Source organism: Rhodovastum atsumiense (assembly GCF_937425535.1).
GTDB lineage: Bacteria > Pseudomonadota > Alphaproteobacteria > Acetobacterales > Acetobacteraceae > Rhodovastum > Rhodovastum atsumiense.
This window is the reverse complement of sequence record NZ_OW485601.1, coordinates 3,931,375-3,949,893: the sequence shown is the minus strand read 5'-3', so window position 1 is coordinate 3,949,893 and position 18,519 is coordinate 3,931,375. Positions and strand designations below refer to the sequence as shown.

Below are 18,519 nucleotides of genomic sequence, written 5' to 3'. Positions count from 1 at the left end.
ACCGATGCGATCTCCTGACATGATCCGGCCCGGCCCGCTGGCCGGTTGGTTGCTGAAAGGTCTGGACCGGTTGCGCGCTGCCTGCTCCCCGGAGCCTGCGGGTGACGGGGGGACGCCCTGGCCCGTGCTCGTCGGCGCGGTGCTGGGGATCGGCCTGGCCGTCGTGACCGGGGTGTATCTCGCGCAGGAGCGGGAACACGGCCTGCAGGACGCGCGGCGCGAGACGCAGAACGTTTCCCTGCTGCTCGCCAGATGGCTGGAAGCCGACTTCCACGCGATCGAAGTGCTGGAAACCGCGACCGCGGACTGGATCGCCGCCCAGGGCATCGACACCCCGGAGCAATTCCGCGCCAGGCTGTCCGGACATCCGGCCTACGAGAACCTGGCCGCCCGCATCGCCGGCCAGCCGCGCGTGCGCACCCTCTTCCTCGTCGATGCCGAGGGCCGTTACATCAACGGCACCGCGGCCTGGCCGCCCCCGTCGCTCCATGCGGCGGGGCGCGAGTATTTCGATCGGCTGCGCGACGATCCCGGCCGCGACCATTTCCTCGGCGTCCCGGTACCAGCCCTGAGCGACGGACGGATGGTCATCCACCTCTCCCGCCCGATCCGCGCATCGGACGGCAGCTTTCTCGGCGTCGTCGCCGCCAGCATCGACCTCGCCTATTTCGATCGCCTGTTGGACGCCATCGCCCTCGGCCCGCAAAGCTCGATCCTGTTCAGCCGCCGCGACGGCGTGCTGCTCGCGCGCCATCCCAGGCCGGGCCCGACCGGCAGCCGCTTCGAGCCGACCCCGGAGCTGCAACGGATCCTGTCCGCCGGGCCGGGCGGTTCCCTGCACGGCCGCAGCCCGGTGGACGGCCAGGAACGTGTCGCGGGGGTGCAGGCGGTGGAAGGGTATCCCCTGTTCGTCGTGGTGGGGCGCGCCGACAGCGAGGTGCTCGCGCCCTGGCACCGGCTGGCCGGGCGCATCGGCCCGGCACTGGTGCTGGTGGAAGGAATGATCCTGGGCGGCGTGCTGCTCGCGCGGCGCATGGCCCGGGCGCGGACTGCCCGCCTGCGCGAATACGCGGCGGCGATCGAGGCCGCCTTCGCCAACGGCACGGCCGCACTGAGTGAAGTGGAGATCCCCTCGGGGCGCTTCCTGCGCGTCAACCGCCGCTACTGTGAGACCACCGGCCGCACCGAGGCCGAACTGTGCCACGGACTCACCGTGCACGACATCGTGCATCCACAGGACCGCCGGAAGATCACCGGGGACTGGCGTGCGGCGATGGACGAGAACGGTCACTGGGACACGGAACTGCGTTACCTGCGGCCCGACGGCACGGTGGTGTGGGGCCGCATCAGCGTCGCCGTCTCCGCCCGCGACCAGCGGGGCCGGCCGATGCGTGCCCTTGCCGTGGTGCAGGACATCACCGAGTTGCGCGCCACCGCGGAGCGGCTGCGCCTGTGCATGCGGATCAGCCGGATCGCCACCTACACGCGCGATCTCGTCACCGGTGAAATCACCTGCGGGCCGGAGGCACGGGCGCTGCACGAGGCCCCGGCGACCAACGGCCCGCTCACCACCGAGGCCTGGCTCGCCAGGATGCTGCCGGCGGACCGCAGGACAGTGGAGGCGATGATCGCCGACGGGCTGGCCCGGCAGTGCCCGGAGATGACCCTGGCCTATCGCATCCGCCACCCGGTGGACGGAACGATACGGCATATCGAGGTCCGCACCCATTTCGAATTCGATGCCGACGGGCGGCCGGTGGTCGATCGCGGCGCGATCATCGACGTCACCGCCAGCCGTGAGGCGGAAGCGCTGCTGCGGCTGTGCCTCGCGGCCGGCCGCATCGGCAGCTTCCGCCACGACTTCACTACCGGCCTGGTGCAGTGCGGGCCGGAGCTGCGGGCCATGATCGGCCTGCCCCCCGGCGACGGGCCCATCGCGGAGCAGGACTGGTTCGCCAATTTCCTGCCCGAGGAGATCGCGCGCCTGCGCGCCAACATCGCGCGGGGCGAGCAGGTGCAACTGGCGGAGGGCAGCGATACCTTCCGGGTCCGCCATCCCGGCGACGGCCGCCTGCGCCATTTCGAGGCCAGGGTGCGCGCCGAGTTCGGCCCCGACGGACAACTGGACAGCATGCATGGCGTCTTCATCGACGTGACCGAGCAGCACGAGGCGGCGGCGCATATCGCGCACATGGCGTGCCACGACGCCCTGACCGGCCTGCCCAACCGGGTGCTGTTCCGCGAGCGGCTGGACGAGGCGCTGGCGCGGGCCCGGCGCCATGCCGGGTTCGCCCTGCTGCTGGTCGACCTCGACCGCTTCAAGGAGATCAACGACACGCTCGGCCACCCGATGGGCGACGCGCTGCTGCGCGCGGTGACCGCCCGGCTGCAGGCGGAGCTGCGCGAGACCGACACGCTGGCCCGGCTCGGCGGCGACGAGTTCGCGGTGATCCAGTCGGCGGTGGACCAGCCGCAGGACGCGACCACGCTGGCCCGGCGGATGGTCGAGGTGCTCGGCACGCCGTTCACGCTGGAGGGCCACCAGGTCTGCATCAGCACCAGCATCGGCATCGCCCTCGCCCCCGGCGACGCAACCGAACGCGAGCAATTGTTCCGGGGGGCGGACATGGCGCTGTATCGCGCCAAGGAAGAGGGGCGCAGTTGCTGGCGCTTCTTCGAGCCCGAAATGGACGCGCGCATGCAGCGCCGCCGCGCCCTGGAGACCGACCTGCGCCGGGCGGTGGCCAAGGGTGAATTCGAGCTGCTCTACCAACCCATCGTCGATGCCCGCTCCCGCCGCATCAACGGGCTGGAGGCGCTGCTGCGCTGGCACCGCCCCGGGCACGGGCCGACCCTGCCGGACAGCTTCCTGCCGCTGGCCGAGGAAATCGGCCTGATCGTCCCGATCGGAGAATGGGTGCTGGCACGGGCCTGCGATGATGCCGCCGCCTGGGCCGCCACCTGGGCCACCACCTGGGCCGATGCCCTGAAGGTGTCGGTGAACCTCTCGCCGGCGCAGTTCGCGCATCGCGGGCTGGTCGAGGCCGTCGCCACGGCACTGCAGCATTCCGGGCTCGATCCGGCGCGGCTGGAACTGGAGATCACCGAGGCGGTGATGCTGCAGGGGACCGAGGCGACGCTGGCCACGCTGCAGCGGCTGAAGGGCCTGGGCGTGCGCGTTGCCATGGACGATTTCGGCACCGGCCACTCGCTGCTGACCTGCCTGCAGCGCTTCACCTTCGACCGGGTGAAGATCGACCGCCACCTGACCGGCAGCGTCGGACAGCCGCACGCGGGCAACGCGCTGGCCGTCATCCGCGCCGTCACCGGGCTGTGCGCCGGGCTCGGCATGACCGCCACCGCCGAGGGAGTGGAAACCGAGGACCAGTTGCAGGCGCTGGCCCGGGAAGGCTGCGACGAGATGCAGGGCCATCTGTTCGCCGGCCCCTGCCCGGCCAGGGATGTCCCCGCCCTGTTGCGGCATCTGGCCACCACGGACCACCCCGCCGGCCCCTGAGCCAACCACCCGGCCCAGATTCCTGTAACAGAATATTTCGGTTTGCCGTGCCAGGATCCTTGCGCCCGGTTGCACTCATATGCGAAACGGAGTGCTTCAAGATGATTGAAGGTTAAGAATTTTCCAGCATTCCCTGAGGCGCGCGCCGTCCCCGGTCGTGGCGATGCGGCAGGCGGAAGGAGTGGTCCCGGGCGCCTCCACAGCCACATCGGATGCCCCCCGCCCGTGCTCCGCGCCGAGGCGGGAGGATGATGCATGGACCGGCCCCGCCCACCCGCGCCGCCAATGCCGCAATTGACCTGGCGCGATCTCCTGCGCGGCCTGATCCGCCGGGTGCGGCGTGGCAGCGCCCGCAGGGGGCTGTGGCGCGCCCTGATCGGCGGGGCGCTCGGCCTGGTCATCGCGCTGGGCACCGGCCTCTACCTCGTGCAGCAGCGCCAGGCACTGCTGCACGACACCGAGCGCGAGATGCGGAACCTGGCGCTGGCGCTGGGCAACTGGGTGGAGGACAGCTTCCACACCATCGACCGGCTTGAAACCGAAATCCTCGCCTGGATGGCCGCCGAGGGCATCAACACGCCGCGGGAATTCCACGACCAGCTCGCCTCCCGCGCCACGCAGGAGATGCTGCGCGCGCGCATCGCGGCGCTGCCGCGGGTGCGGCGACTGCTGCTGATCGACGCCACCGGCCGGCTGGTCGGCAGTTCCATGATGTGGCCCGCCCCGGATGTCATCATGGCGGGACAACCGCCCTTCGACGCCGCGCGCGACCAGCCCGGACCGGACGGCATCCTGACCGGCCCGGTGCGCAGCCAGATCGACGGGCGCTGGACCGTCTATCTCTCCCGCCGGGTCATCGCCACCGACGGCACCTTCCTCGGCGTGGTCGCCGCCGCCATCGACCTCGGCTTCTTCGAGGATTTCTTCGCCCGGCTGACGCTGGGCCCGCAAAGCACGGTGGCGCTGCATCGCCGCGACGGCGTGCTGCTCGCGCGCCATCCCTGGATGGAACACGTCGTCGGCGTGCCCTTCGGCGAGACCCCGACGTTCCGCCGCGTGCTGGCAGCCGGGCCGAGCGGTGCCCTGCGGGAACACAGCATGCTCGACGGGGTGGAGCGCGTCATCGGGGTGCGGGTCGCCTCGGATTTCCCGCTGGTGCTGGTGGCGACCCGCGGCACCGAGGAGGTGCTGGCCCCCTGGCGCCGCGATGCCTGGCACTTCGGCACGGGCGTGCTGCTGCTGGAGGCGCTCACGCTGGGGGCGGTGCTGCTGGCCAACCGGCTGGCGCGGGCCCGCGAGCGCGAGCGTGCCGCCCGCGCCCTGGAATACCGCACCGCGCTGGATGCCGTCTTCGCCAACAGCATGGCGGGACTGACCGAGGTCGATACCGCCACCGTCCGGTTCCTGCGGGTCAACCGCCGCTACTGCGAGCTGACCGGCCGCACCGAGGCCGAGCTGTGCCACGGCATGACGCCCTTCGACGTCATGCATCCGGCGGACCGCGCCCGGATCATGGAGCTGCGGCGCAGCGCCCAGGGCAACAGCGACCGCTTCGAAGCGGAGCTGCGCTATCTCCGCCCGGACGGGACGGTGGTGTGGGGACGGCTCAGCGTCGGCGTTTCCGCCCGCGGCCCGGACGGCCAGCCGCTGCGCCATATCGGCATCGTGCAGGACATCACCGCGCTGCGCGCCGCCACCGAGCGGGTGCGCGCCAGCGAGGCGCTGCTCCGCCTGGGCATGGAGACCAGCCGGATCGGCACCTACACCCATGACATGGCCAGCGGCGACATTTCCTGCGACGCCGGGGTGCGGGCCCTGCACGGGCTGCCGGTGGACGAGACGCCGGTCTCGCTGCGGAGCTGGCTTGGGACCCTGCTGCCGGTGGATCGCCGGCGCGTGCTGGCCGCCATCGCCGATGCCATGTCCCGACGGCAGCCGAACCTGACCCTCGGCTATCGCATCCGCCATCCCGCCGACGGCAAGCTGCGCCACATCGAGCTGCGCACCCATTTCAGCTACGACGCGAACGGACGCCCGGTGAGCGACATCGGCGCGGTGATCGACGTCACCGACAGCCGCGAGGCCGAGGCATTGCTGCGCCTGAGCCTGGAAATCGGCCATATCGGCAGCTTCCGCCACGACTACGTCACCGGCCAGGTCCATTGCAGCCCGGAGGCGCGGGCCATGATCGGCCTGCCCGCCGGAGAGGCACCGCTGACGGTCGCGCAATGGTGGGGTCCGATCCTGCCCGAAGACCTGGAGACCATCCGGGCCCATCTCCACGCCGCCCTGGCGTTGCGCGCCAGCACCACCACCGCGACCTTCCGCATCCGCCGCCTCTCCGACGGCAGCCTGCGCCATTTCGAAACCCGCTCCCGCTGGGAATACGGCGCCGAGTGGCAGCCGCTCGGCGCGCTCGGCGTGATCATCGACGTCACCGAGCGGCGCGAGGCGGAGGCGCATATCGCCCATCTCGCCCGCCACGACCCGCTGACCGGCCTGCCCAACCGGGCGCTGTTCCACGAGCGGCTGGAAGAAGCGCTGGCGCGCGCGCAGCGCGGCGAGGGCTTCGCGGTGCTGCTGATCGACCTGGACCGCTTCAAGGAAGTCAACGACACGCTCGGCCATCCGGTGGGCGACGCGCTGCTGCGCGCCGTCACCGCGCGGCTGCGGACGGAGCTGCGCGAGACCGACACGCTGGCGCGGCTGGGCGGCGACGAGTTCGCGGTGATCCAGTCGGTCGTGGACCAGCCGCAATCCGCGACCACCCTCGCCTACCGGCTGGTCGAGCGGCTCGGCATCCCCTTCGAGCTGGACGACCACCAGGTGGTCATCGGCAGCAGCATCGGCATCGCGCTGGCCCCCGCCGACGGCTGCACCGCCGACCGGCTGGTCAAGGCGGCCGACCTCGCGCTGTATCGCGCCAAGGCCGAGGGGCGCGGCTGCTGGCGCTTCTTCGAACCCGACATGGACGCGCGCATGCAGCGCCGCCGCACCCTGGAACTCGACCTGCGCCGGGCCCTGCTGACCGGCGGCTTCGAGCTGTTCTACCAGCCGGTCATCGACCTGGCCTCGCGCCGGATCAGCGGGCTGGAAGCGCTGCTGCGCTGGCAGCATCCGGAGCGCGGCCTCGTGCTGCCCGCCGCCTTCATGCCGCTGGCCGAGGAGATCGGGCTGATCGTCCCGATCGGCGAATGGGTGCTGGCGCGCGCCTGCGCCGATGCCGCCGGCTGGCCGGGCCGGCTGCGGGTGGCGGTGAACCTCTCGCCCACGCAGTTCGCCCATCGCGGGCTGGTGGATGTCATCGCCGCGGCGCTGGACCGCTCCGGGCTCGATCCGGCGCGGCTGGAACTGGAAATCACCGAGGCGGTGATGCTGCACGACACCGGGGCGACACTGGCCCGGCTGCACCGGCTGAAATCACTGGGCGTGCGCATCGTCATGGACGATTTCGGCACCGGCACCTCGTCGCTGAGCTACCTGCGGCGCTTCCCCTTCGACAAGGTCAAGATCGACCGCAGCTTCACCCGCGAGCTGGAACAGTCCCGCCAGAGCCACGCCATCGTCCGCGCCGTCACCGACATGTGCAGCGCGCTCAGCGTGGTCACCACCGCCGAAGGCGTGGAGACGGAAGCGCAATTGCAGACACTGTGCGAGGATGGCTGCGGCGAGGCACAGGGGAACCTGTTCAGCCATCCGTTGCCGGCGGCGGAGATCATGGGGTTGCTGGCGCGACAGTAAGGAAGGCCAGGGCTCTGCCCTGGACCCGGCAGGGGCCACAAGGCCCCTGCACCCCGGGTGCGCTGCGCGGCAAGGAATGGGTTCCAAGGGCGAAGCCCTTGGTGGAGGTCCAGGAGGCGAAGCCTCCTGGTGGGGCTTGGGGCAACGCCCCAACACCTGACAATTCGCTGACATCTCCGCACAGCGTGGCGTCAGCGCGGTTGCGCCAGTCTGTCGCCTGTCTGAAACAGGAGAGATCCCATGAGCCGCATCGTCAAAATCCTCGCCACCGTCGCCGGGGCCGGCATCGTCGCGCTGGGGGCCGCGGGCGCGCATGCCAGCAGCTTCGGCCGCCCCTGCACCACGGCGCCGGAGAACACCTACCTGAGCGCCGCGGAGCTGCAGGCGAAGGCAGAGGCGCAGGGCTACCAGGTTCGTCGCGTGAAGATCGAAAAAGCCTGCGGCGAGATCTACGTCACCGACAGGAACGGCGTGAAGGGCGAGTTGTTCGTCGATCCCACCAGCGGCGCCGTTCTCGGCTCGAAGTGATGACAGCCATGGACAGCACCTCGTCCGCCGGCAGCGCTCCGCTGCCGGCCCCCCCGCCGGAGGTGGAGGTCTGGGACCCGTTGGTCCGTGTTTTCCACTGGAGCCTGGTGGGATTGTTCGCGCTCGCCTATGCCACCGGCGACGATGCCGAGCTGCTGCATCTGGTGGCGGGGTACGGCATCCTGTCGCTGCTGCTGCTGCGCGTGCTGTGGGGTTTCATCGGCCCGCGCCATGCCCGCTTCGCCGATTTCGTCAAGCCGCCGCGGGTAGTGCTGGACTATCTGGCGCTCTCGCGCGCGGGGCGGGCGCCGCGGCACCTGGGCCACAACCCCGCCGGCGGGGCAATGGTGGTCGCGCTGCTGGTGGTGCTCGGCGGCATCTGCCTGAGCGGCCATCTGCTGATGACCGACAGCTATGGCGGCCTGCACGGGCTGGAATCGCTGCACGAGCTGCTGGTGAATCTCGCGCTGGGGCTGGTGGTGCTGCACGTCGCCGGCAACCTGTTCAGCAGCCGCGCGCATGGCGAGAGCCTGACATGGTCAATGATCACCGGCCGCAAGCGCGCAGGCACGCCCTGAGCCTGAGGACTGTTCCTTCATCCGCGCCCACCTGAAGAGGCGGGCGCGGACCGGCTCAGGCTGCGACGGAGCCGCCCTGCAGGAAATCGAGGATGCGGCGGACCAGACGCCCGGGGGCATCCTCGGGAAGAAAGTGGCCCGCCTGGTCGAGAATGGCGAGCCGGGCGCGAGGCATCGCCCTGGCCAGCCTCTGGCCGAAGTGGAGTGGCTGGAACACGTCGTCCTCGCCCCACACGATCAGGGTCGGGACATCAAGCCGTTCGATCTCGTCCATCCGCGAGGCCAGTTCCTCGGTGCGCAGGGCGCGGGCGGCGCGCAGATAGGCCCGCCGCCCCTCGATTCCAGCAAACGGACGTTCGTAGGCGTCGATCAGCGCCGGGGTGACGCGGTCGGCTTGCACCACACCGCGCCGCAAGCCCTTGGCGAAACCTTTCTTCAAATCGAAATCCGGCGCGCCGAGGATGGCGTCCCAGGCCGGGTCCTTCAGCCGGGCGATGCCGGGTTCGGGAAAGGAATCGTAGAGAACGGAATCGACCAGGACCAGGGCGGTGACCAGATCGGGATGATGCAGGGCGATCAACTGCGCCACGCCACCGCCGATGTCGTGGCCGATCAGGGTTCCCCCCGGCCAGTCCAGCCGGGCGAGAACGCCGGCCACCCGTTCGGCCTGCGCCGCCAGTCCCAGATCCGCCGCCTCCGGCTTGTCCGACCGGCCGTAACCGAGCAGGTCGATGGTGATGGTTTCGAACCCCGCCGACACCAGGGGCGGGACCACCTCGCGCCACAGATAGGCGCTGGTCGGAATGCCGTGCAGCAGAACGATCGAGGGGCCACTGCCCCGTCGCGTCACCGACAGGTGGTGCGGACCGACCGCGATCGTTCTGGTTTCCTCCGCCTGGATCGTCATGCCTCTCCCTTTGGCCCGGTCCCGGAGCCGGTGCGGTTCTGCATTATGGATCGGACCGTCGGACGCTACCCGCCGCGCGGCCCGTGCAAACCATATAAACCGGTTTGTCTGGTTTGTAAAACGACCGGACAATCCGGTGGCGGCAGCCCCGGCATGGCGGGGCCGCCGCCCGGGGCGGTTCGGAGGCGCGGCTTCGGATGCCGGGACAGGCAGGGCAAAGCTCCCGGGATGAGCGGGATTGCTATTTCCCGTTCTTATTCAGGTAGTTGATGGGATTCTTTCAGGCGCTGGCGGAACGCGCCGCCCTTGGCCCGGCTGCCGCAGCGGTCCATCGAGCACCAACGCCGCCGCATGCTGGGCGAGGTGTCGAGAAACAGCATCCGGCAATCCGGCTGGCAGCAGGCTTTGATCCGGGTTCGCAGCGGTCCCCCGAGCAGATCGACGGCATCCTGGGCGATGGTGGCCAGCGCCGCCTGGACCGGATCGGTGGCGATCCGCAGGATTGTCGCCGAGGCCGCATCGAGTTGGGGAACAGGCACCGGACAGGCGGCGACGGCATTGAGGTAATCGACCGCTTCCGCTGGCAGGGCGCGCCCCTGTGTCACCGCGTCGGCCAGGGTCCAGATGGTTTCGCGCAACAGCCGCACCCCCGCTTCCTGCGCCACGGACAGAGCGGACAGGTCGTTCAGCAGCGCCGCATCCCGCAGCCAGCGCGCCGGCGCACCCGGCGGAGCCAGCACGTCGTGGGGCAAGGACGCGCGTCGCCGCACCGTCGCGACAAGATCAAGTGCCAGACAGCCGGAATTAAACCGGAATTCCTGCGGGGCCTTCATTGCAACTTAATCAACCGGTTCATATGGTTTTGTCAATGGCCATCACCGGAAGTGACGGTTTCCAGGCCGGTTTGCGCCTGTGGCACCGGTTCGGGAGAACGCCTTCGGGCAAGGCCTGTCCGAATTCGGGTGACAAGCGTCATCCAATGGACGGTTGTGCGTTTTTTCTTTGTTGACCCCTGGTCGTGGCTCAAAGTTATTTCGCGGGGTTCCACCCAATGGCCATGGCGCCTGCCGGTGGTATTCGACCTGGAAGCAAAGGTAGTGTTGCAATGACAATTGCTGCAATCCTGAAAAATAAACCCAATAATGTTGTACTCGTCGCTCCGAAGGACGAACTCCGGACGGTGGTCCAGGGCCTGGCCAGACAGAAAGTGGGTGTGGCGCTGGTCATGGAAGGCGACCGCATGATTGGCATCATCAGCGAGCGCGATGTGATGCGTGTCCTCGCGGCCAATGGACCGGCCGTATTGGAAACGGCCGTCGAGTGCCACATGATCAGCGAGGTCAGGACATGCACGCCGGCCACCACGGTTGACGAAGCCACCGCGATGATGAACGCAGGCCGCTTCCGGCACCTGCCGGTCATCGACGAGGCCAGGCTGCTCGGGGTGATCAGTATCCGTGACCTGCTGAACGCCAAGGTTGCAAAACAGGCAACGGATGTGAACTCGCTGTGTGGCTATGTCGCGGGGGCTTACACCAGGAGCTGAATATCAGTTCATTTCTTTAAAATAACATTTGCCCTGTCAGTCGGCGGCGGCGAACATCTGCGTCTGTGCCGTCGCTGGCATGTGCTTTGACAGGTCGACGGTTTTTCCGGCGGCCACCTTGCCGTGGACGTCCCGGAGAACCTCGGCGGACACGATCTTCGCGGAAGGCTTAACCCGCCTGATTCATGGGCCGGATCGCCGGCCTGGCGCCGATGCGATATGATCCGGTGCCAGCGCTGAATCCGCCAACCGGACCTTGGGGTCAGGACGACCGTGCAGAGATTGAAAGACAAGACCTGCGTCATCACCGGCGCCGCGCGCGGCATCGGTCGCGCCATTGCCGCCCGCTTCCATGACGAAGGCGCCATCGTCATCGTCACCGATCTCGACGAAGTCGCCGGTGCGGCCACCGCCGCGGCGATCGGATGCCGGTTCGAAAAGCTCGACGTGCGGGAAGAAACCGACTGGCTGCGCCTGTCCGGCGGCGTCCCGACAGTTGATGTCGTGGTCAACAATGCCGGCGTGACAGGCTTCGAACGCGGCGCGGTGGCCCACGATCCCGAACATGCCAGCCTCGCGAATTGGCGGGAGGTCCACAGGGTCAACCTCGACGGCACCTTCCTCGGCTGCCGCTATGCAATCCGCGCCATGAAGGCACGCGGCACCGGCTCGATCATCAACATCTCGTCGCGCTCCGGGCTGGTCGGCATTCCCCTTGCCGCCGCCTACGCCTCGTCCAAGGCCGCCATCCGCAACCACACCAAGTCGGTTGCGCTCTATTGCGCGCAGAAGGGCTGGAAGATTCGCTGCAACTCGATTCATCCCGCCGCCATCCTGACCGGGATCTGGGAGCCAATGCTCGGCACCGGTCCCGATCGCGAGGCCAGGATGCGGGCCCTTGTCGCCGACACCCCATTGCAGCGGTTCGGCATGCCCGAGGAAGTCGCGGCGATTGCGGTCATGCTCGCCTCGGACGAAGCAACCTACGTGACGGGCACGGAGGTGACTATCGACGGCGGATTGCTGGCCGGGTCCGCGGCGTCCCCCGGCCGGCAGAACTCCAGATGAAGCTTCGCCGCAGGCCCCTTCACCCCTGCCGCCCCGGCAGCAGCAGTTCGGCCGCCAATCCCCCCGCCTCCGCCCGCCCGAGCGTCAGCGTCGCGCCATAGGCCTCCGCCAGATCACTGACGATGGCGAGCCCCAGCCCCGTCCCCGGCCGGGTCTCGTCCAACCGCCCGCCGCGCAACAACGCCGTCGCCATCTCGGCTTCCGCGATCCCCGGCCCGTCATCGGCGACCAGCAGCCGCACCCCCGCCCCGCCCGCCGCCGCCGACACCCGCACCGCGCCACGCGCCCACTTCACCGCGTTCTCCACCAGGTTGCCGAGCATCTCCGCCAGATCCTCGGCCTCCACCGCGACCGCGAGCCCGTCCGGCACCACCACCTGCCAGTCGAGCTCCTGCCCGCGCGGGGTTCGCCGCAACACCCCCAGCACGCGCGCGATCACCGGCGCCACCTCCGCCGCCGGGGCACGCCGCCCCGGCAACCCGGCACGGGCGCGCGCCAGTTCCCGTTCCACATGCCGGCGCATGCCGTCGGCGATGCCGCCCAGCTCCTGCGCCACCGCCCCCTCGCCGGCCTCGCGCAATTCCTCCGCGATCGCCGCCAGCACGGTCAGCGGCGTCTTCAGCCCGTGCGCGAGATCGGCGGCGCGGGTGCGCGCCCGCGCGATCGCCTGCTCCTGCGCTTCCAGCAGATGATCCACCTCGGCGGCGAGCGGGCGCACCTCGTCGGGGAACTGCGCCCCGAGCCGCGCCACCTGCCCCGCCCGCACCTCGCCCAGCCGCCGCCGCACCGCGTCCAACGGGCGCAGCCCCACCGTCACCTGCAGCCAGGCCGCCGCCGTCAGCACCAGCGCCAGCACCCCCAGCGCCGGCAGCAGGTCGGCACCGAAGACCCGCGCGGCGGCGGTGATCTCGGCGCGGTCGACCGCCACGGCCACCCGCACCTTCCCCCCGCCCGGGCTGCCGGGCAGCCCCACCGAGCGTTCCACCACCAGCAGCGACGCCCCGGCCGGCCCCGGCAGGATGTGCTGGTGCAGCTCGCTGGCGCGCAACGCGTCGGGCGAGATATCGAGCGTGTCGTCCCACAGCGATCGCGAGCGCAGCAACGGCCCGTCCGGCTCGCCGATCTGCCAGTAGCGCCCGCTCAGCGGTTCCTGGAAGCGCGGCTCGGCGGGCTGGCGGGAGATCTGCAACGATCCGTCCGGCGCCCGCACCAGCCCGCCGACCAGTTGACGCAGGTCGGATTGCAGCTCCAGCGCCACCCGCCGCTCGACATGCCGCTCGAACAGCCACATCAGCCCCAGCGCCGCCACCGCCAGCGCCAGCGCGACCGAGACCGCCCCCGCGCCGAACAGCCGCAGCCGCAGCGAGCCGCGCTTCATGCCGCTGTCATGCCTGTCGCGGATCGGCGATCAGGTAGCCGAAGCCCCGCCGCGTCTCGATCAGCTCGACCCCCAGCTTGCGCCGCAGCCGCCCGATCAGCACCTCGACCGCATTGGGGTCGCGATCGTGGTCATGCGCATACAGGTGCTCCATCAGCTCGGTCGGCGGCACCACCCGCCCGGCATGGTGCATCAGGTAGCTGAGCGCCCGGTACTCGAGCGGCGACAGCGACAGCGGCACCTCGTCCACCGAAACCCGCATCTGCCGTGTGTCCAGCATCACCGCGCCGATGCGCAGCACCGGGTTCGCCCGCCCGGCGGCACGGCGCAGCAGCGCGCGCACCCGCGCGAGCAGTTCCTCCATGGCGAAGGGCTTGGCCAGGTAATCGTCGGCACCGGCATCGATGCCTTCCACCCGCTCGGCCCAGGCGCCGCGCGCGGTCAGGATCAGCACCGGGAAATCCCGCTGCCCGGCCCGCCATTTCTTCAGCACGCTGAGCCCGTCCAGCTTCGGCAGGCCCAGGTCCAGCACCGCGACGTCGTACTCCTCGGTGTCGCCACGGAACCAGGCCTCGGCGCCGTCGGCCACGGTGTCCACCGCATAGCCCGCCGCCTCCAGCGCCGCCGCCGCGCGGCGGGCGATGCGGTCGTCGTCCTCGACCAGCAGCACGCGCATCACCGCGCCTCCCGCCGCAGCACCTCGGCGGTGGCGGCATCCACGTCCACGTCGATCACCTGACCGTCCGGGGCGATGACACGAAATTCGTAGATCCAGCGGTCATGCTTGCGTTCGAACTCCACCTCGACCACCTCGCCGCCCAGCGCGCCCTGCACGCGGCGCAGCAGCACCGCGAGCGGCACCACCTCCCCGCGCGCCAGTGCCTGGCGGGCGCGGTCATGGTCACCGCCGTGGCGGTCGCGGTCGGCCCGGCCCGGCATGGCGACGGCCAGCCCCACCACCAGGGCGATCCCCGGCAGCGCACGTCGGCCGAGCCTGGCACCGAAGACGGCGCGCCTCATTCCCGGGGTTCCCCTCTTCCGCCTGCCGCCCCCATGGGCCGGCACGACGAGGCCCGCACGATGCGCCGCCCCCGCTGACAGTTCGCTGACATGGGTCAACAGCGCCGTGACACCATGCCAGGCGCAGCCTCGGCGGCGTCGTGGAAACGGACACACAGGAGGCCGCATGTCGGCGAATGCAGGCGAAACCGCGGCCGGTGCCGCGCAGGGCGGGGCCATGGCGCGGGTGTGGAGCCCGCTGGTGCGCCTCGCGCACTGGACCCTGGTCGGCGGCTTCGCCGTCGCCTGGCTGACCGAGGACGACCTGCTGCAGGCGCATGTCTGGGCCGGCTACCTGGTGGCGGCGGCGGTGCTGGTGCGGCTGGCCTGGGGCATCGTCGGCCCGGAGCAGGACCGGCTGCGGCATTTCCTGCGCCCGCCCGGGGAGGTGGTGGCCTATCTGCGCGAGGCGCTGACGCTGCGCAGCCGCCGCTATCCCGGTCACACCCCGGCCGGGGCGGTGATGGGGCTGGCGCTGCTGCTCTCGATCGGCGCCACCGCCTTCACCGGCATGGCGACGCTGGCGGAGACACGCAACGCCGGGCCGCTGGCGCCCTGGTTCGGATCCGGCGCCAGCGCCGTCCTTCCCGTGCTGATCAGCCCGGCGCGCGCCGACGAGCACGGCCACCGGACCAAGGGCGAGCACGGCGAGTACACCCTGGGCCGTGATGGCAGGGCGGTCGGACACAAGGGCGAAGACAGCGCCTTCGAGGACCTGCACGAGTTCTTCGCCAACCTGACCCTGGTGCTGGTGCTGCTGCACGTCACCGGCGTGCTGCTGGCCAGCTACGCCCATCGCGAGAACCTCGTCCGCGGCATGATCACCGGCCGCAAGCCGGCGGGCGACTGAGGCCGACCACACCACCGGGACCGGCCGCAGCCCCGCGTCGCGGCCCCACCAGGGAACCTTCCGCATGCCAACCGAAACCGCCGCGAACCACCTTCCGGCCGGGCTGCCGGGCAGCCTGTTCCGTTCCGTCGAGAACGCCGTCTATGCCGCGCTGGGCGGGCTGCTCTGCGTGACCGCGCTGCTCGCGCTGGGCAGCGCGGGCATGCAGCTCTGGGGCGCGATGCGCGACTGGAACACCCATTCGGCCATCTTCGCGGTGATCGAGCGGCTGCTGCTGGTGTTCATGCTGATCGAGATCCTGCACACCATCCGCACCTCGATGCAGTCGCACACGCTGACCTGCGAGCCGTTCCTGATCGTCGCGCTGATCGCCTCGGTCCGCCGCGTGCTGGTCATCACCCTGCAATCCGCCGAAGTCACCGGCGACGCAGTGTGGACGCCGGAGCACGACATCGTCTTCCGCGCCACCATGATCGAGCTCGGCGTGCTGAGCGTGCTGATCCTGGTCATGGTCGCCTCGATCTGCCTGCTGCGCCGCAGCCGTCACGCGACGCCGCCGGCCGTCGCCGCCCCCGGCGGCTGCCTGACCCTCCCGTCGCATCGTTGCAAAGCCCCCTCTCCATGATCGTCTCCCTGCTGCTGCGCCTGCATCGCTGGATCGCGCTGGCGCTGACCCTGCCCTTCGCCGTCATCGTCATTTCCGGCGGACTGCTCGCCCTGGAGCCGATCCTCGGCCAGGGCGAGGCGGCACCGCGCAGCCCCGCCGACGCCGCCGCGCTGCTGGCGGCGGCGGAGCGGCCCGAAGCGGCGACGGCGCGCCGGATCGCGCTGGCCGCCGACGGGCGCAGCGTCAGCGTCGCCACCGCCCCCGGGGCGCCGGCGCTGCGCATCGACCTCGCCACCGGCGCGACGCTGCCGGCCGCCGGAGGCGATTTCTTCGGTTTCGTGCGCGCGCTGCACGAGACCCTGCTGACCGGTGGCAAGACCGTGGTCGAGGCGGCGACCTGGGCGATGCTGGCGCTGCTGTTGACCGGCCCGCTGCTGGCCTGGCCACGGCTGCGCAACAGCCTGGGCGGCTGGCACCTGGGCATCGGCTGGATCCTGTTCCCGCTGGTGCTGCTGCCGGTCGGCACCGAGGCGCTGCGCACCCTCGGCGTCGGGGCGGTGCCCATGGCGGCCCCGGCGCCGCAGGCCCGGCCGGCCAGCCTGGGCACGGCCCTTGCCACCGCGCAGGCCGCCGGGGTGGATCTCGGGCGGCTCGACCAGGCGCGGCGGATGGGCGGCGGCGCGGTGCTGCTGCGCACCGGCCAGGGCGCCGGCACGGAACTGTGGCAGGTCACGGCGACCGGGGCGCAGCGGATCGGCGCCGGGCGGAACTGGCTCAGGGACCTGCATGACGGGCTGTGGGCGCCGCCCTGGTCCGGCTGGGTGGCGCTGGCCTCGGCGCTGGCGCTGACCGGGCTGCTGGGCACCGGCGCGCTGGCCTGGGCCCGGCGCTGGCGGGCGGCGCGGCGGCGGCAGGAAGACGCGGGCGCCGAATTCCTGGTCGCCCATGCCAGCCAGACCGGCCGCGCCGCCCGCACCGCCGAGGCTACCGCCGCGGCGCTGCGCGCGGGCGGCGCCAGGGTGGCGCTCGCCTCGCTGGCGGCGCTGCAACCGGGCGACCTCGCCCGCTACCGGGCGACGCTGCTGGTCGTCTCCTCGACCGGCGAGGGCCGGATCGCCGATCCCGGCCAGGGCTTCCTGGCCGCGCTCGCCGGTGCCGAACTGGACGGGGCGCGCTATGCCCTGCTCGCGCTGGGCGACCGCCGCTACCCGCATTTCTGCGCCGGCGGCGAGGCGCTGCGGGCGGCGCTCGGCCGCGCCGGCGCGACCGAATGCGCCCCCTTCGCCTGCGCCGACGGCGACCCGGCGGCGGCGTGGCGGGACTGGCTGGCCACGCTGCAGGCGCCGCTCGGGCTGCGCCTGGGGGACGCGGCAGCGCCGGAGGCGGACCCGGTGGTGTCGCTGCGCCTCGCCGCCCGGACGCGGCTCGACGACCCGGCGGCGGGAGAGACGCGGGAAGTGCATGCGGTGGTGCTGGAAAGTGCCGAGAAGCTGGAATGGTGCCCCGGCGACCTGGTGCTGCTCGCCCCTGCCCCTGGCGCACCGGAGCGCTGCTATTCGATCGGCAGCGCGCCGGGCCAGGACGGGCGGCGGCTGCTGCTGACGGTGGCGCTGCGCCGGCAGGTAGACGCGGACGGGCAGGAACGGCTCGGCACGATGTCCGGGCCGTTGTGCCGCGGGCTGGAGCCGGGGGCGATGCTGACCGCGCGGCTGCGGCGCCATCCCGCCTTCAACCCGCCGGAGGATCCGGTGCGCCCTGTCATCATGGTCGCCACCGGCTGCGGCATCGCGCCCTTCATCGGCTTCCTCGGCGAGCGGGCTTTGGCCGGCAGCCGGGATGCGTCGTGGCTGCTGTTCGGCAACCGCCACCAGGACGGCGACTTCCTGTACGGCCCACGGCTGCAGGGTTGGCTGCGCGAGGGCGTGCTGGCGCGGCTCGACACCGCCTTCTCGCGCGACGGCGCCGCGCCGGTGCATGTGACCGACCGGCTGGTGGAGCAGGCCGCTGGCATCTGGGAGTGGATGACAGGGCGCGAGGCCGTGCTCTACGCCTGTGGCGGCCTGTCCACCCTGGGGCAGTCGCTGGAGGGCGCGCTGCATCAGGTGGCGATGCGGGCCGGTGGCCTCTCCCTGGCGCAGGCCGAGGCCGAAGTCGCGCGCTGGCAGGCCGAAGGCCGGCTCCGCCGTGACCTGATCGACTGAAACACCTGACAGGACGCTGACATCCTCGCACAGCCGCGTGTCAGCCGCCCTGTCCCATTCTCCCCGGCATCGAAACCACTTCCTGCGAGGTCCTCGATGCCGAAACGACTCATCCCGCTGCGCGCTGCCGCCGCGCTGGTTGTCCTGCTGCCGGCGCTCGGTCACGCGGCCATGCCGGAGCCGCGGCGGGATGCCATCCTTGCCGACGCCGCCGCCGCGGCGAAGGCCGCCGATCCCGCCTTCGCCGGCTTCTCCGCCGAGCGTGGCCGGGCGCTTTATGTTGGCCCGCACCAGGCCAATGCCGATGTCCCCGCCTGCGCCACCTGCCACACCCAGGATCCGCGTGGCCGGGGCCGGCATGTCCGCACCGGGCGGCCGATCGAGCCGCTGGCGGTTTCGGCCAACCCGGCGCGCTTCACCGACGCCGCCGCGGTGGAGAAGCATTTCGTCCGCGACTGCAAGAACGTTCTCGGCCGTGCCTGCACCGCCCAGGAGAAGGGCGACGTGCTGACCTTCCTGATCGGCCAATGAGCCCCGCC

15 protein-coding genes are annotated in these 18,519 nt (G+C 71.2%); 10 read left to right on the top strand and 5 right to left on the bottom strand.

What is annotated here, in order from left to right:
* The first annotated feature begins 4 nt into the window (after positions 1 to 4).
* The 4 genes from NBY65_RS17985 to NBY65_RS17970 all read left to right on the top strand — a co-directional run bounded on the left by NBY65_RS17985 (position 5) and on the right by NBY65_RS17970 (position 8,364).
* Complete coding sequence (locus NBY65_RS17985; RefSeq protein ID WP_150041795.1) at positions 5 to 3,517, top strand: EAL domain-containing protein; 3,513 nt, start codon at positions 5 to 7, stop codon at positions 3,515 to 3,517.
* A 255-nt stretch (positions 3,518 to 3,772) separates the two neighbouring features.
* Entirely contained in the window at positions 3,773 to 7,258 is a 3,486-nt protein-coding gene (locus NBY65_RS17980; RefSeq protein WP_150041796.1) for a bifunctional diguanylate cyclase/phosphodiesterase, read from the top strand.
* A 240-nt stretch (positions 7,259 to 7,498) separates the two neighbouring features.
* Positions 7,499 to 7,786, top strand: coding sequence for a PepSY domain-containing protein (locus NBY65_RS17975; RefSeq protein ID WP_150043022.1), 288 nt, complete (start codon positions 7,499 to 7,501; stop codon positions 7,784 to 7,786).
* An 8-nt stretch (positions 7,787 to 7,794) separates the two neighbouring features.
* Positions 7,795 to 8,364 carry a cytochrome b/b6 domain-containing protein gene (locus tag NBY65_RS17970; RefSeq protein ID WP_203330616.1) on the top strand — a complete coding sequence of 190 codons (570 nt, stop codon included), beginning with the start codon at positions 7,795 to 7,797 and terminating at the stop codon, positions 8,362 to 8,364.
* Between the two features lie 55 nt (positions 8,365 to 8,419).
* Here NBY65_RS17970 and NBY65_RS17965 read toward each other — a convergent pair whose 3' ends face one another.
* Entirely contained in the window at positions 8,420 to 9,271 is an 852-nt protein-coding gene (locus NBY65_RS17965; RefSeq protein ID WP_150043024.1) for an alpha/beta fold hydrolase, read from the bottom strand.
* A 254-nt stretch (positions 9,272 to 9,525) separates the two neighbouring features.
* Entirely contained in the window at positions 9,526 to 10,104 is a 579-nt protein-coding gene (locus NBY65_RS17960) for a CGNR zinc finger domain-containing protein (RefSeq protein WP_150043025.1), read from the bottom strand.
* Positions 10,105 to 10,322: 218 nt separating this feature from the next.
* Between NBY65_RS17960 and NBY65_RS17955 the strand changes: the two genes are divergently transcribed.
* Both NBY65_RS17955 and NBY65_RS17950 read left to right on the top strand, forming a co-directional pair.
* On the top strand, positions 10,323 to 10,817 hold the full coding sequence (locus NBY65_RS17955) for a CBS domain-containing protein (RefSeq protein ID WP_150043026.1): 495 nt from the start codon (positions 10,323 to 10,325) through the stop codon (positions 10,815 to 10,817).
* 273 nt (positions 10,818 to 11,090) lie between these two features.
* On the top strand, positions 11,091 to 11,885 hold the full coding sequence (locus tag NBY65_RS17950; RefSeq protein WP_150043027.1) for an SDR family oxidoreductase: 795 nt from the start codon (positions 11,091 to 11,093) through the stop codon (positions 11,883 to 11,885).
* 19 nt (positions 11,886 to 11,904) lie between these two features.
* Here the strand turns inward: NBY65_RS17950 and NBY65_RS17945 are convergent, their stop codons facing one another.
* Genes NBY65_RS17945 through NBY65_RS17935 form a run of 3 tightly spaced genes read right to left on the bottom strand, consistent with a single transcriptional unit; the run spans position 11,905 to position 14,283 of the window.
* On the bottom strand, positions 11,905 to 13,263 hold the full coding sequence (locus NBY65_RS17945) for a sensor histidine kinase (protein ID WP_150043028.1): 1,359 nt from the start codon (positions 13,261 to 13,263) through the stop codon (positions 11,905 to 11,907).
* Between the two features lie 7 nt (positions 13,264 to 13,270).
* Positions 13,271 to 13,939 (bottom strand): response regulator, encoded by a 669-nt coding sequence (locus NBY65_RS17940; protein ID WP_150043029.1) that lies wholly within the window; start codon positions 13,937 to 13,939, stop codon positions 13,271 to 13,273.
* On the bottom strand, positions 13,939 to 14,283 hold the full coding sequence (locus NBY65_RS17935) for a PepSY domain-containing protein (protein WP_203330617.1): 345 nt from the start codon (positions 14,281 to 14,283) through the stop codon (positions 13,939 to 13,941). The genes NBY65_RS17940 and NBY65_RS17935 overlap by 1 nt, the downstream gene beginning before the upstream one ends.
* Before the next feature lie 166 nt (positions 14,284 to 14,449).
* Here NBY65_RS17935 and NBY65_RS17930 point away from each other — a divergent pair, with 166 nt between their 5' ends.
* From NBY65_RS17930 to NBY65_RS17915, 4 genes are all read left to right on the top strand, one after another.
* Positions 14,450 to 15,172, top strand: coding sequence for a cytochrome b/b6 domain-containing protein (locus NBY65_RS17930; protein WP_239002942.1), 723 nt, complete (start codon positions 14,450 to 14,452; stop codon positions 15,170 to 15,172).
* Positions 15,173 to 15,236: 64 nt separating this feature from the next.
* Positions 15,237 to 15,797: a phosphate-starvation-inducible PsiE family protein gene (locus NBY65_RS17925; protein WP_203330618.1), complete on the top strand. Its 561-nt coding sequence runs from the start codon at positions 15,237 to 15,239 to the stop codon at positions 15,795 to 15,797.
* Complete coding sequence (locus tag NBY65_RS17920; protein ID WP_150043030.1) at positions 15,794 to 17,980, top strand: PepSY domain-containing protein; 2,187 nt, start codon at positions 15,794 to 15,796, stop codon at positions 17,978 to 17,980. The genes NBY65_RS17925 and NBY65_RS17920 overlap by 4 nt, the downstream gene beginning before the upstream one ends.
* Before the next feature lie 96 nt (positions 17,981 to 18,076).
* Positions 18,077 to 18,511, top strand: coding sequence for a DUF1924 domain-containing protein (locus NBY65_RS17915; protein WP_150043031.1), 435 nt, complete (start codon positions 18,077 to 18,079; stop codon positions 18,509 to 18,511).
* Positions 18,512 to 18,519: the final 8 nt, after the last annotated feature.

Excerpts from the sequence above, each read along its gene's own strand:
- NBY65_RS17955 (WP_150043026.1), top strand. The coding sequence starts at position 10,323 with ATGGCCATGGCGCCTGCCGGTGGTATTCGACCTGGAAGCAAAGGTAGT.
- NBY65_RS17965 (WP_150043024.1), bottom strand. The coding sequence starts at position 9,271 with ATGACGATCCAGGCGGAGGAAACCAGAACGATCGCGGTCGGTCCGCAC.
- NBY65_RS17940 (WP_150043029.1), bottom strand. The coding sequence starts at position 13,939 with ATGCGCGTGCTGCTGGTCGAGGACGACGACCGCATCGCCCGCCGCGCG.
- NBY65_RS17960 (WP_150043025.1), bottom strand. The coding sequence starts at position 10,104 with ATGAAGGCCCCGCAGGAATTCCGGTTTAATTCCGGCTGTCTGGCACTT.
- NBY65_RS17975 (WP_150043022.1), top strand. The coding sequence starts at position 7,499 with ATGAGCCGCATCGTCAAAATCCTCGCCACCGTCGCCGGGGCCGGCATC.
- NBY65_RS17925 (WP_203330618.1), top strand. The coding sequence starts at position 15,237 with ATGCCAACCGAAACCGCCGCGAACCACCTTCCGGCCGGGCTGCCGGGC.
- NBY65_RS17945 (WP_150043028.1), bottom strand. The coding sequence starts at position 13,263 with ATGAAGCGCGGCTCGCTGCGGCTGCGGCTGTTCGGCGCGGGGGCGGTC.
- NBY65_RS17935 (WP_203330617.1), bottom strand. The coding sequence starts at position 14,283 with ATGAGGCGCGCCGTCTTCGGTGCCAGGCTCGGCCGACGTGCGCTGCCG.
- NBY65_RS17980 (WP_150041796.1), top strand. The coding sequence starts at position 3,773 with ATGGACCGGCCCCGCCCACCCGCGCCGCCAATGCCGCAATTGACCTGG.
- NBY65_RS17930 (WP_239002942.1), top strand. The coding sequence starts at position 14,450 with ATGTCGGCGAATGCAGGCGAAACCGCGGCCGGTGCCGCGCAGGGCGGG.
- NBY65_RS17970 (WP_203330616.1), top strand. The coding sequence starts at position 7,795 with ATGGACAGCACCTCGTCCGCCGGCAGCGCTCCGCTGCCGGCCCCCCCG.
- NBY65_RS17915 (WP_150043031.1), top strand. The coding sequence starts at position 18,077 with ATGCCGAAACGACTCATCCCGCTGCGCGCTGCCGCCGCGCTGGTTGTC.
- NBY65_RS17920 (WP_150043030.1), top strand. The coding sequence starts at position 15,794 with ATGATCGTCTCCCTGCTGCTGCGCCTGCATCGCTGGATCGCGCTGGCG.
- NBY65_RS17985 (WP_150041795.1), top strand. The coding sequence starts at position 5 with ATGCGATCTCCTGACATGATCCGGCCCGGCCCGCTGGCCGGTTGGTTG.